The sequence below is a fragment of the Aquilutibacter rugosus genome (assembly GCF_036541335.1).
GTDB classification, from domain to species: Bacteria; Pseudomonadota; Gammaproteobacteria; order Xanthomonadales; family Xanthomonadaceae; genus Aquilutibacter; species Aquilutibacter rugosus.
In genome coordinates this window covers 1,093,396-1,106,348 of record NZ_JAZHBO010000001.1, presented here as the reverse complement: position 1 = coordinate 1,106,348, position 12,953 = coordinate 1,093,396, and the positions used below count along the sequence as shown (strand labels likewise).

At 58.8% G+C, this 12,953-nt stretch carries 6 protein-coding genes and 1 pseudogene; all 7 read right to left on the bottom strand.

The genetic code is table 11. The features are described from left to right. Positions 1–127 (bottom strand): GTP-binding protein (locus V3390_RS05120; RefSeq protein WP_049472805.1); only part of this gene is annotated, 127 nt, incomplete at its 3' end. A gap of 126 nt (positions 128–253) precedes the next feature. Next, positions 254–2,341 carry an elongation factor G gene (gene fusA, locus V3390_RS05115; protein WP_331703610.1) on the bottom strand — a complete coding sequence of 696 codons (2,088 nt, stop codon included), beginning with the start codon at positions 2,339–2,341 and terminating at the stop codon, positions 254–256. A gap of 93 nt (positions 2,342–2,434) precedes the next feature. Continuing rightward, on the bottom strand, positions 2,435–2,902 hold the full coding sequence (gene rpsG / locus V3390_RS05110; RefSeq protein ID WP_331703609.1) for a 30S ribosomal protein S7: 468 nt from the start codon (positions 2,900–2,902) through the stop codon (positions 2,435–2,437). A gap of 105 nt (positions 2,903–3,007) precedes the next feature. Continuing rightward, positions 3,008–3,382, bottom strand: a complete 375-nt coding sequence (rpsL, locus tag V3390_RS05105; RefSeq protein ID WP_331703608.1) for a 30S ribosomal protein S12 — start codon at positions 3,380–3,382, stop codon at positions 3,008–3,010. A 316-nt stretch (positions 3,383–3,698) separates the two neighbouring features. Further along, on the bottom strand, positions 3,699–4,232 hold the full coding sequence (locus tag V3390_RS05100) for a DUF4442 domain-containing protein (RefSeq protein WP_331703607.1): 534 nt from the start codon (positions 4,230–4,232) through the stop codon (positions 3,699–3,701). Positions 4,233–4,475: 243 nt separating this feature from the next. Beyond that, positions 4,476–8,648: pseudogene (gene rpoC, locus V3390_RS05095) on the bottom strand (DNA-directed RNA polymerase subunit beta'); the annotation flags it as partial. 50 nt (positions 8,649–8,698) lie between these two features. Continuing rightward, complete coding sequence (gene rpoB / locus V3390_RS05090) at positions 8,699–12,853, bottom strand: DNA-directed RNA polymerase subunit beta (RefSeq protein WP_331703605.1); 4,155 nt, start codon at positions 12,851–12,853, stop codon at positions 8,699–8,701. Positions 12,854–12,953: the final 100 nt, after the last annotated feature.

Here is a 12,953-nt window from a genome sequence, read left to right as displayed (position 1 = left end):
CGCCACCGAAACGCTCGGCGCCGATCTTGGTCAGTGCGGCGGTCAGCGTGGTCTTGCCGTGGTCAACGTGACCGATGGTGCCGACGTTAACGTGCGGCTTGGTGCGTTCAAACTTACCCTTTGCCATTGTATTAAATCCTAAAAAGTGAAATCAAAAATCGGAAAACCGGAAATGTTCTGACTGTCTGAGATTTGGGGACGCCGGCGTATTTTTCAATCTGCGGCGCCCCCTTTACTCATTCAGTCTTCGACATTACTTCTTCAGAGCGGATTCGGCGATGTTGGCCGGTGCTTCTGCGTAATGGTCGAATTCCATGGTGAAGGTGGCGCGGCCTTGCGACATCGAGCGCAGCGTCGTGGCGTAGCCGAACATTTCACCCAGTGGGATCATCGCGTTGATGACCTTACCCGACGGGCTGTCGTCCTGACCCTGCAGAATGCCGCGACGACGTGACACGTCGCCCATCACGTCACCCAGGTAATCTTCGGGGGTAACGATCTCGACCTTCATGATCGGTTCCAGCAGGACCGGGCTGGCCTTGTTGAAGCCATCCTTGAAGCCCATCGAACCGGCGATCTTGAACGCCATTTCCGAGGAGTCGACTTCGTGGTACGAGCCGTCGAACAGCTTGACCTTGATGTCAACGATCGGGTAGCCGGCCAGAATACCGTTGGCCATGGCTTCCTGAATACCCTTGTCAACGGCCGGGATGTATTCCTTCGGAACCACACCGCCAACGATGGCGTTCTCGAACACGTAACCGGCACCCGGTTCCTGCGGTTCGATTTCGAGCCAAACGTGACCGAACTGACCCTTACCACCCGACTGACGGACGAACTTGCCTTCGGTCTTGACGGCCTTGCGGATCGTTTCGCGGTAAGCAACTTGCGGCTTGCCGACGTTGGCTTCAACGTTGAACTCGCGCTTCATGCGGTCGACGATGATGTCCAAGTGCAGCTCGCCCATGCCGGCGATGATGGTCTGACCCGATTCTTCGTCGGTGCGGACGCGGAACGAAGGATCTTCCTGAGCCAGACGGCCCAGAGCCAGACCCATCTTTTCCTGGTCGGACTTGGTCTTCGGTTCGACAGCCATCGAGATCACCGGTTCCGGGAACGTCATGCGTTCCAGAGTGATGATCGAGTCCTGAGCACACAAGGTGTCACCGGTGGTGACGTCCTTCAGGCCCACGGCGGCAGCGATGTCACCGGCGCGAACTTCCTTGATTTCTTCGCGGTTGTTCGCGTGCATCTGCAGGATGCGGCCAACACGTTCCTTACGCGACTTGACCGGGTTGTACACCTGGTCGCCGCTGTTCAGCACGCCCGAGTAAACGCGGAAGAAGGTCAGCGAACCCACGAACGGGTCGGTCATGATCTTGAATGCCAGAGCCGAGAACGGTTCGGTATCCGAAGCCTTGCGCGAATCTTCTTTTTCGTTGTCGTCGATGCCCTGCACCGGCGGACGGTCAGCCGGCGACGGCAGCAGGTTGATCACGCCGTCGAGCATGGCTTGCACGCCCTTGTTCTTGAATGCGGTACCGCAGAACACCGGCACGATTTCAACGTTCAGCGTGCGCAGACGCAGACCGGAAATGATTTCGGCTTCTTCGAGGTCGCCGGTTTCCAGATACTTGTCCATCAGCTCTTCGCTGGCTTCAGCGGCAGCTTCAACCATGAAGCTACGGGCTTCGGTGGCCTTCTCGACCAGTTCAGCCGGGATGTCCTTGTATTCGAATTTGGTACCTTGCGAAGCGACGTCCCATTCGATGGCCTTCATCTTCAGCAGATCGACCACGCCTTCGAAACCGTCTTCAGCGCCGATTGGCACTTGCATCGGCACGGCGTAAGCGCCCAGACGCGACTTCAGCTGTTCGACAACGTTGTAGAAGCTGGCACCGGTACGGTCCATCTTGTTGACGAAGGCCATACGCGGCACCTGGTACTTGTTGGCCTGGCGCCAGACGGTTTCCGACTGCGGTTGCACGCCGCCGACGGCACACAGCACGAACACGGCGCCGTCGAGCACGCGCAGCGAGCGTTCGACTTCGATGGTGAAGTCAACGTGGCCGGGGGTGTCAATGATGTTCAGACGGTGTTCCGGCAGGGACTTGTCCATGCCCTTCCAGAATGCAGTCGTCGCAGCAGACGTAATGGTGATGCCGCGTTCCTGTTCCTGTTCCATCCAGTCCATGGTGGCAGCACCTTCGTGCACTTCACCGATCTTGTGGCTAACGCCGGTGTAGAACAGGATGCGCTCGGACGTGGTGGTCTTGCCGGCATCGATGTGAGCCATGATGCCGAAGTTACGGTAGCGTTCAATTGGTGTGGTACGGGCCACGGGGAACCTTCCAGTTTGTATTGGGTTTGGGTTTCAAGGCCGCCCCGCGCACGGTGCGCAGGACGGCATTGAAGGTTTTGCAACGACCGCTGATTACCAGCGGAAGTGCGCGAAGGCCTTGTTGGCCTCAGCCATACGGTGCGTTTCTTCGCGCTTCTTGATGGCGCCGCCGCGGTTTTCCGAGGCGTCCAGCAGTTCAGCAGCGAGCTTACGCGGCATCGAATTTTCACCGCGCTTGCGGGCCGATTCGATCAGCCAGCGCATGGCCAGAGCCATACGACGCGACGCGCGCACTTCGACCGGTACCTGATAGGTGGCACCGCCGACGCGACGCGACTTGACTTCGACGGTCGGAGCGACGTTATCAAGCGCCTTTTCAACCAGTTCGAGAGCATTGCTGTTCTTGGCTTCGATGACGTCCATAGCGCCGTAGACGATCTTTTCAGCGATCGACTTCTTACCGGACTTCATGACCATGTTGATGAAACGGGCGATCGTCTCGCTACCGTGCTTGGGATCCGGCAGGATCGAACGCTGTGGGGCGGAACCTTTACGCGACATTTTGCGTACCTTTTATTTGAATTTGATGAAACGGGAAACCTGCAAGAGGCGCTGCCTGCACTGGCCGGTGGGCCACCGCGCCAGGCGGCGCGCGAAATGCAGGTATTAGGCCTTCGGACGCTTGGCGCCGTACTTGGAACGGCGTTGGCGACGCTTAGCGACACCGGCGGCGTCGAGCGAACCGCGGACGGTGTGGTAACGCACACCCGGCAGATCCTTGACACGGCCGCCGCGGATCAGGACCACGCTGTGTTCCTGCAGGTTGTGGCCTTCGCCACCGATGTACGAAATGACTTCGTAACCGTTGGTGAGACGCACCTTGGCCACCTTACGCATAGCCGAGTTCGGCTTCTTGGGGGTGGTGGTGTAAACGCGGGTGCAGACGCCGCGACGTTGCGGGCAGTTCGCCAGTGCCGGCGAAGTGCTCTTGTAGGTTTCAGGGGTACGCGGCTTGCGGACCAGCTGATTAATCGTTGCCATGGTTACCTATGTGCTCTGATAAAGAAAAAAGAAGGTTTGTTTGGATCCTGCTGTCAGCAAAGACATCAGGCTCCGAGGGTAAAGCGAAAAACTGAAAAGCAAAAAGAGGACAGCCTGCGACGGGCCTCTTGGGCCTGCAAGCTAGTCCTTATTCCCGTGCTCGGGACACCCGAAGGCAGCCAAACACAGGGGAAAACGGCGATCCCGCCAATCCATTGGTCCCAACACGCGGCAAGTCCGTTTAGCCGCTTTTGGTGATCTGGGGTGGCCCGAAATCCGTTCGGATCCACCGCGAGGCCACATTCTATCAGAAAATCTAGGGCTGCGCACGTTCCCGGCGCATCGCCTGCTTGGCGCGGTAGTGGTCCTGGGTGGCCACGTACAGGGTTTTGGTCACCCTGGAATAGACCGTGTGCCCGTCCCGATCCGTCAAATCGGTCACCTTTTCCCACAGAATCTCACCCTGCTCCGCCACTTGCGCTCGAATTTCGCTCAATTCGGCCTCGGAGTAAATGAAATTGGCGACCACGTCATTATAGGCAGGCCGACGGAACCGGATCGTGGCCTCCTTGTCCCAGACCACATAGTCATCGCCCAGGATGCGCAGCAGTTGGACCATGGGAATCGGATCCACCGCAGAAAACAGGCTGCCTCCGAAAATCGACCCGACATAGTTCCGGTTTTTCCAGCTGATAGGCAGCTCGACGTGGACGCGGTGCAGGTCCGGCGTCACGTCGGTAATGCGGGCCGTGGTCCGGCGGAACATGGGCGACAGATTGAAGCCCCACTTGAATAAGGTGGCGGGTTCAAAATGGCGCTCAAGCGCTCCCATGATGGCACGGTAGTTCATACTTCCATTCGGGTTCGTACGGTTTGAGTATTGTACCTTTCGCCCAAAGAAAAAGGCCACCGGATTCGGTGGCCTTCTCTTTGACGGACAGTTCGAGGATTACTCTTCGATGATGCTGTCGATGCCGTTATCGGCGACATCTTCCTCGATCATCATGATCTCGGCGGTGTCGGCGACGGGTGCATCGCTGTCATCCACTGCAGCCATGTCGTTGAGGTCGATCATCTCTTCGACAATTTCGCTGGCGGGGGTAGCGGACAGTACGTCGAGGTCGGCATCGCTGAAGCCCAGCGTGGTCGTCTTCTGACGGGCCTTGTGATACGCCAAGCCGGTACCGGCCGGAATCAGACGGCCGACGATGACGTTTTCCTTCAGGCCGCGCAGGGTGTCGCGGGTGCCGCGGACAGCCGCTTCGGTCAGCACGCGGGTCGTTTCCTGGAACGATGCCGCCGAGATGAACGATTCGGTTGCCAGCGAGGCCTTAGTGATACCCAGCAGGACCGGCAGGAACTTGGCCGGGGTTTCGTTCCGGGACACTAGCTTGGCGTTCTCTTCGACAACGCGCTGACGTTCAAGCTGTTCACCGGCAAAGTACTTGGACTCGCCCTGATTGGTGATTTCAACCTTGCGCAGCATCTGACGCACAATCACTTCGATGTGCTTGTCGTTGATCTTCACGCCCTGCAGACGGTACACGTCCTGGATTTCCTTGGTCAGGTACACGGCCAGCGGTTCGACGCCGAGCAGACGCAGGATGTCCTGCGGTGCGGGTTCGCCGTCCACCAGAGTGTCGCCCTTGGTCACGTGTTCGCCTTCGAACACGACGACTTGGCGGTACTTCGGAATCAGTTCTTCGTAATCTTCACCATCGGCAGGCTTGATGATCAGACGCTGCTTACCCTTGGTGTCCTTACCGAAGCTGACGACGCCGGAGATTTCAGCCAGGATGGCCGCATCCTTCGGACGACGGGCTTCGAACAGGTCGGCAACGCGCGGCAGACCACCGGTGATGTCGCGGGTCTTCGAAGCTTCCTGCGGGATCTTGGCGACCACGTCACCCACGTTCACCGGAGCGCCGTCGGCCAGGTTTACGACCGACTTCGGCGGCAGCAGATACTGAGCCGGCAGATCGGTGCCCGGGATGTTCAGATCGTTGCCCTTCTTGTCCACGATGCGGACGGTCGGACGCAGATCCTTGCCTTGCGAACCACGACGCTTCGGATCGGTGATTTCACGCGAGCTCATACCGGTCAGGTCATCGACCTTCTCGGACACGGTCACGCCGTCGACAAAGTCAACGAAGCGGATGAAGCCTTCGACTTCGGAAACGATCGGGTGGTTATGCGGATCCCAGGTCGCGATGGTCTGACCGGCAGTGACCTTAGCGCCTTCCTTGACGGACAGCGAGGCGCCGTAAGCGATCTTGTAACGCTCGCGTTCACGGCCGTGATCATCGAGCACCGAGACTTCGCCCGAGCGCGACACGGCAACCAGGTTGCCCTTGGTCTGTTCGACGAACTTGCAGTTTTCGCTGAACTTGACGCTACCGGTCGTCTTGATGGTGATGTTATCGATTGCAGCAGCACGCGATGCGGCACCACCGATGTGGAAGGTCCGCATGGTCAGCTGCGTACCCGGTTCACCGATGGACTGTGCGGCGACGACGCCGACGGCTTCACCATGGTTGACCAGATGGCCGCGGGCCAGATCACGACCGTAGCAATGTGCGCAGACGCCAAAGTCGGCTTCACACGAAATGGTCGAACGGACCTTGATCGACTGCACACCGGCGTCTTCGAGGACCTGCACCCACTGCTCGTCGAGCAGCGTGTTGCGGGTAACAATCGGATCCACCGTATCGCCCGGCAGGAACACGTCCTCGGCCACAACGCGGCCCAGCACGCGATCGCGCAGCGGCTCGACGACGTCACCGCCTTCGACGATCGGGGTCATGGTCAGACCGTGTTCGGTACCGCAGTCGTCCTGCGTGATCACGACGTCCTGTGCCACGTCCACCAGACGACGGGTCAGGTAACCCGAGTTCGCCGTCTTGAGCGCGGTATCGGCCAGACCCTTACGGGCACCGTGGGTCGAGATGAAGTACTGAAGAACGTTCAGACCCTCGCGGAAGTTCGCGGTAATCGGCGTTTCAATGATCGAACCGTCCGGCTTGGCCATCAGGCCGCGCATACCGGCGAGCTGACGGATCTGAGCCTGCGAACCACGGGCGCCCGAGTCGGCCATGATGTAAATGGAATTCATGGACTTCTGGTCGATGGTTTCGCCTGCTGCGTTCTCAACCTTTTCAGTACCGATGGTTTCCATCATCGCCTTGGCGATGCGTTCGTTGGTACGCGACCAGATATCGACGACCTTGTTGTAGCGTTCGCCGCTGGTCACCAGACCGCCCTGATACTGTTCCTGGATGTCCAGCACTTCGCTTTCGGCTTCGGCCAGAATCGAGGTCTTTTCGTCCGGGATGATCATGTCATCAATACCGATGGACACGCCGGCGCGGGTTGCATAGGCAAAGCCCGTGTACATCAGCTGGTCGGCAAACACCACGGTGTCCTTCAGACCCAGACGGCGGTAGCACGAGTTGATCAGACGCGAGATGTTCTTCTTGGTCAGTTCAACGTTAGCCAGTTCGAACGGCAGACCCTTCGGCAGGATTTCCTGCAGCAAGGCGCGACCGACAGTGGTATCCACCACCGAGGTCTTTTCGGAACGTTCACCGTTTTCGTCAATGACGGTTTCGGTGATACGGACCTTACACATCGCATGCAGTTCAACGGCGCGGTTGTCGTAGGCACGCTTGACTTCGGACAGATTGGCGAAGGCCATGCCCTCACCCTTCTTGTTCACCAGCGCACGGGTCATGTAGTACAGACCCAGCACCACGTCCTGCGACGGCACGATGATCGGCTCACCGTTAGCAGGCGACAGGATGTTGTTCGATGCCATCATCAGCGCACGGGCTTCGAGCTGTGCCTCGAGCGACAGCGGCACGTGAACGGCCATCTGGTCACCGTCGAAGTCGGCGTTGAATGCAGTACACACCAGCGGATGCAGCTGGATGGCCTTGCCTTCAATCAGGACCGGTTCGAACGCCTGGATACCCAGACGGTGAAGGGTCGGCGCACGGTTCAGCAGCACCGGGTGTTCACGGATGACCTCTTCGAGGATGTCCCATACCACCGGCTCTTCGCGTTCCACCATCTTCTTGGCGGCCTTGATCGTCGAAGCGAGATCACGCTGCTGCAGCTTGGCAAAGATAAAGGGCTTGAACAGTTCCAGCGCCATCTTCTTGGGTAGACCGCACTGATGCAGCTTGAGGTACGGACCGACTACGATGACCGAACGGCCCGAGTAGTCAACGCGTTTGCCGAGCAGGTTCTGACGGAAGCGGCCTTGCTTGCCCTTGATCATGTCGGCCAGCGACTTGAGCGGACGCTTGTTGGTGCCGGTGATGGCACGACCGCGTCGGCCGTTATCCATCAGGGCATCGACGGATTCCTGCAGCATGCGCTTTTCGTTGCGCACGATGATTTCCGGCGCATTGAGTTCAAGCAGGCGACGCAGACGGTTATTACGGTTGATGACGCGACGGTACAGATCGTTCAGATCCGACGTTGCGAAACGGCCACCGTCAAGCGGAACCAGCGGACGCAGATCCGGCGGCAGCACCGGCAGCACGGTCAGCACCATCCACTCCGGCTTGTTGCCGGATTCGATAAACGCTTCGATCAGCTTGATGCGCTTAGTAAGGCGCTTCAGTTTGGTTTCCGAACCGGTCGTGGCGATTTCTTCGCGCAGACGGATCATCTCCGACGGCAGATCAATCGAGCGCAGCAGGTCGTAAACAGCCTCGGCACCCATGGCGGCATCGAACTGACCCTGATGTTCCGCGCGAGCCTTGAGGTATTCCTCTTCGTTCAGCAGCTGACCGCGTTCCAGATCGGTCATCTTGGGATCGGTGACGACGAACGCTTCGAAGTACAGGATCTTTTCGATATCGCGCAGCGTCATATCCAGCATCAGACCCATGCGCGACGGCAGGGACTTGAGGAACCAGATATGAGCAACCGGCGAAGCCAGGTCAATGTGACCCATGCGTTCACGACGGACTTTGGCCAGTGCGACTTCGGTACCGCATTTCTCGCACTTGACGCCGCGATGCTTCAGTCGCTTGTACTTGCCGCACAGGCATTCGTAGTCCTTGATCGGACCGAAGATGGCGGCACAGAACAGACCGTCACGTTCCGGCTTGAAGGTACGGTAGTTGATGGTTTCCGGCTTTTTGACTTCGCCGTAGGACCACGACTGGATCTGTTCCGGCGAGGCCAGCGCAATCTTGATCGAGTCGAACTCGAGCGACTGGCGCGCCGGTTGGTACATCTTTAGCAAATCTTTCATTTCTTATCTCCGGATGGAGTGAAGTTGGACGTGGAGGGACCGGAAGGCGATTACGCGCCTTCCAGCTCCATGTCGATGCCGAGCGACTGGATTTCCTTACGCAGGACGTTAAAGGACTCCGGCACACCCGCCACGGTTTCGTACTCGCCGTCCACGATGTTCTTGTACATCTGGTTGCGGCCGGTCACGTCGTCGGACTTGACCGTGAGCATTTCCTGCAGCGTATAGGCTGCACCGTAAGCTTCGAGTGCCCAGACTTCCATTTCGCCGAAGCGCTGACCGCCGAACTGCGCCTTGCCACCCAGCGGCTGCTGCGTGACGAGCGAGTACGGACCGGTCGAACGGGCGTGCATCTTGTCGTCGACCAAGTGGTTCAGCTTGAGCATGTGCATGTAGCCAACAGTGACCGGGCGGTCGAAGGCTTCACCGGTGCGGCCGTCATACAGCGTGGTCTGACCACCGGTCGGCAATTCGGCCAGTTCGAGCATGCGCTTGATTTCGGCTTCGTTGGCACCGTCGAACACCGGCGTTGCCATCGGCACGCCGTCGGTCAGGTTGCCTGCCAGCACCAGCAGTTCCTCGTCCGTAAACGAGCTCAGATCCACACGCGTGCCGTGATCGGCCTTGTCGTGGTTGTAGATGTCGTTGAGGTACGAACGCAGTTCCTTGATGTTGGCGTTGTCACGCAGCATGCGATCGATCTTGCGACCCAGACCCTTTGCGGCCCAGCCCAGGTGAACTTCGAGCACCTGACCGATGTTCATCCGCGACGGCACGCCGAGCGGATTCAGCACCACGTCGACGGTCTGACCGTCGGCCATGTACGGCATGTCCTGCACCGGAACGATGGTGGACACGACACCCTTGTTACCGTGGCGGCCGGCCATCTTGTCACCCGGTTGGATGCGACGCTTGACGGCCAGGAACACCTTGACCATCTTGAGCACGCCCGGTGCCAGATCGTCACCTTGCATGATCTTGCCGCGCTTCACTTCCTTGCGGTTTTCGAACTCGGCCTTGTGGGCGTCGAGTTGAGCCTGTGCGGTTTCGAGAGCTTCGGCAGCCGACTCGTCCTTCATGCGGAACGAGAACCAGTCCTTTTGAGCAACTTGGTCCAGAGTCAGCGACGACAGGGTTTCACCCTTCTTGACGCCGTTACCGCCGTTGACCACCTTGCCCAGCAGCTGCGAGCGCAGACGGGCAAAAATGGCGGCCTCGAGGATGCGGTACTGATCGTCGAAGTCCTTGTTGACCCGAACGATTTCATCGTGCTGGATCTTCTTGGCGCGTTCGTCACGATCAACGCCATCGCGGGTAAAGACCTGCACGTCAATGACGACGCCGTCCATGCCGGGCGGAACGCGCAGCGAGCTGTCCTTAACGTCCGATGCCTTTTCACCGAAGATGGCACGCAGCAGCTTTTCTTCCGGGGTCAGTTGCGACTCGCCCTTCGGCGTGACCTTACCGACCAGAATGTCACCGGCACGCACTTCGGCACCGATGTACACCACGCCCGACTGATCCAGACGGTTCAGTGCAGACTCGGCGACATTCGGGATGTCGGCGGTGATTTCTTCGGAACCGAGCTTGGTGTCGCGAGCTTGAACGGTCAGTTCTTCGATGTGGATGGTGGTGTAACGGTCTTCCTGGACGACGCGTTCCGACAGCAGGATCGAGTCTTCGAAGTTGTAACCGTTCCAGGGCATGAACGCGACCAGCATGTTCTGACCCAGAGCCAATTCACCGATATCGGTCGAGGGACCGTCGGCCAGCACATCGCCGCGTTCGATCCTGTCGCCCACTTTAACCAGAGGAGTCTGGTTGATACAGGTGTTCTGGTTCGAACGGGTGTACTTGATCAGGTTGTAGATGTCGACGCCGGCGTCGTTACCGCCGGTCAGCTCAGGTTCGTTGACCTTGACCACGATACGGGCAGCGTCAATCTGCTCGACTACACCGCCACGCAGCGCATTCACGGTCACACCGGAGTCACGTGCCACGGCACGTTCAATACCGGTACCAACCAGCGGCTTCTGCGAACGCAGCGTCGGCACAGCCTGGCGTTGCATGTTGGCGCCCATCAATGCACGGTTGGCGTCGTCGTGCTCCAGGAACGGAACCAATGCAGCAGCGACCGAAACGGTCTGCATCGGCGAGACGTCCATGTAGTCGATTTCGCTTGGCGGCTTGAGCAGGAATTCACCCTGATAGCGGCAGTCAACGAACGGAGCGGTGATCTTACCCTTGCCGTCTTGCGGGGCGAAGGCCTGTGCAATCACGTACTCGTTTTCTTCGATGGCGGACAGATATTCGATCTGATCCGTGACCTTGCCGTCGATCACCTTGCGGTACGGGGTTTCAAGGAAGCCGTACTTGTTGGTACGAGCGTACACAGCCAGCGAGTTGATCAGGCCGATGTTCGGACCTTCGGGGGTTTCGATCGTACACACGCGGCCGTAATGGGTCGGGTGCACGTCGCGCACTTCGAAGCCTGCGCGTTCGCGGGTCAGACCGCCCGGGCCCAGAGCCGAGACGCGGCGCTTGTGAGTCACTTCGGACAGCGGGTTGTTCTGGTCCATGAACTGCGACAGCTGCGAGGAGCCGAAGAATTCCTTCATGGAAGCCGCAACCGGCTTGGCGTTGATCAGTTCCTGCGGAGTCAGACCTTCGGATTCGGCCATGGACAGACGTTCCTTGACGGCACGTTCGACACGGACCAGACCGACTCGGAAGGTGTTTTCGGCCATTTCACCGACCGAACGCACACGGCGGTTGCCGAGGTGGTCGATATCGTCGACGACGCCGCGACCGTTACGGATCTCGGACAGAGCCCTAATGACTTCGAGGATGTCGGAGCGATCGCCGAACTCTTCGCGCAGAGCAACGCTTTCTGCATCCTTGCGGTCAGCAAAGTACTTGGCGTCATACAGAACCGAAGCGCCTTCGGTCTCTTTACGACCCAGGCGACGGTTGAACTTCATGCGACCGACGCCCGACAGGTCGTAGCGATCGAAGGTGAAGAACAGATTGTGGAACAGGTTCTGTGCAGCATCCTTAGTCGGCGGCTCGCCCGGACGCATCATGCGGTAGATTTCGACCAGCGCATCGGTTTGCGTGCGAGTGGTGTCGGCGCGCAGCGTGGTGGAGATGTACGGGCCGCGGTCCAGATCGTTGGTCCAGATGGTACCGACGGTTTCGATGCCGGCCTTGCGGAACTTTTCGATCAGTTCAGGCGTGATTTCATCGTTCGCGCGGGCCAGCTCTTCGCCGGATGCGGTATCAACGACATCGTGCGACAGGATGCGACCGAACACGAACTCATCGGGCACGGCCAGGGCATCAATGCCCGATTCCTGCAGTTGCTTGACGTGACGGGCGGTGATGCGCTTGCCCGATTCGACGATGATGGTCTTGCCGTCGACGATATCGAAATCAAGGGTTTCGCCGCGCAGACGTTCCGGCACGACTTCCCACTGGACGCCACCTTCGGCGTTGATGTGGAAGGCGTTGATTTCGAAGAAGGCATTGAGCATTTCTTCGTTGGTGTAGCCCAGAGCGCGAAGCAGCACGGTCACTGGCAGCTTGCGGCGACGGTCGATACGGGTGTACAGGCCATCCTTGGGGTCGAATTCGAAGTCGAGCCACGAACCGCGGTAGGGAATAATACGGGCCGAGTACAGCACCTTGCCGGAGCTGTGGGTCTTGCCGCGATCGTGATCGAAGAACACGCCCGGCGAACGGTGCAGCTGCGACACGATGACGCGCTCAGTACCGTTGACGATGAAGGTGCCGTTGTCGGTCATGAGCGGAATTTCGCCCATGTAGACTTCCTGCTCCTTGACGTACTTGATCTGCTTGCTCGACGATTCGCGATCGTAGATGACCAGTTTGACCTTGACCTTCAGCGGGGCGCCGTAGGACAGACCACGGGTACGGCATTCGCGCTCGTCGAATGCAGGTTCACCCAGGGAGTAACCGGCGTATTCGAGCGCGGCATTGCCGCTGTACGAAACGATGGGAAATACGGACCTGAGCGCGGCGTGTAGACCTTTGTCTTCGCGCGCTTCGGGATTTTTGCCGCTCTGCAGGAATTCGCGATACGAATCGACCTGGATAGCGAGTAGGAAGGGGACTTCGAGAATAGAGCCGCGTTTGCCGAAATCCTTGCGGATGCGCTTCTTCTCGGTGAAAGAATACGTCGTCATGGGAGTTGATGCCTCGGTATTTGAATTCAAATTTTGGTGCCACTAACACAAGCGGATGGTCGCTGATATTGCCGGCATCAGCACGCCCTCTCCCACTACC